This is a genomic window from Microbacterium testaceum, assembly GCF_001476655.1.
Taxonomy (GTDB): Bacteria; Actinomycetota; Actinomycetes; order Actinomycetales; family Microbacteriaceae; genus Microbacterium; species Microbacterium testaceum_C.
The window spans coordinates 1-696 of sequence record NZ_LDRT01000277.1 but is presented as its reverse complement, the minus strand read 5'-3'; the positions used below and the strand labels follow the sequence as shown (position 1 = coordinate 696).

1 protein-coding gene is annotated in these 696 nt (G+C 73.4%); it reads right to left on the bottom strand.

Annotated features, from left to right (window positions below):
• A partial coding sequence (locus NS220_RS18985; protein ID WP_058625484.1) for an LLM class flavin-dependent oxidoreductase occupies positions 1 to 696 on the bottom strand: 696 nt, incomplete at both ends.

Here is a 696-nt window from a genome sequence, read left to right as displayed (position 1 = left end):
GCGACGCCCTCGGCGACCTCTGTCACCGATCCCGCGAGCACGCGTTCCGCCGCGTCGGCCCGGTCACCCGCGGCCGCGGTGGCTCGCTCGTGCGCGTCGGGGCCGAAAGCCGTGAGCACATAGGCGACGACATCGGTACGACCGTCGCGACCGGCATCCGCTCGCCCTGCCCGTACGACACCCACCGCCTCCGCGATCTCATCGACCGTGTGTCGGCTGTCGAGGATGACCCCGTCGGCGACCGCACCCGCGAGAGCCAGGGTCTTCGGTCCCTCGGCCGCCGCGTACACCAGCGGCGCGCTCGCCGGTGGCCAGTCGAGGGCGACCTCGCGCAGACGCACGTAGCGCCCCTCGGCGCTCACCGTGTCGCCGGCGAGCAAGGAGCGCAGAGCGGGCAGTTGCTCCTGCATGAGGGTGAGCGGCGACGCGGCCTTGGCCCCGACCTGCCGCATCCAGTCCTGGACGCCGTGCCCGAAACCGGGCAGGAGACGCCCGGGGAACATGCGCTCGATGGTCGCGACCTCCATCGCCGAAGCGGCGACGTTGCGGAGCGGGAACGGTGCGATCCCGACCCCGATGCGCACGTGATCGGTGACGGCGAGGGCGGCGGCCGCAGCGGCCCAGGCCGAGGAGCGGAAGCAGTCTTCCCAGAGCCACAGCTCTTCGATGCCGGCGTCTTCCGCCGCGCGCGCGGCG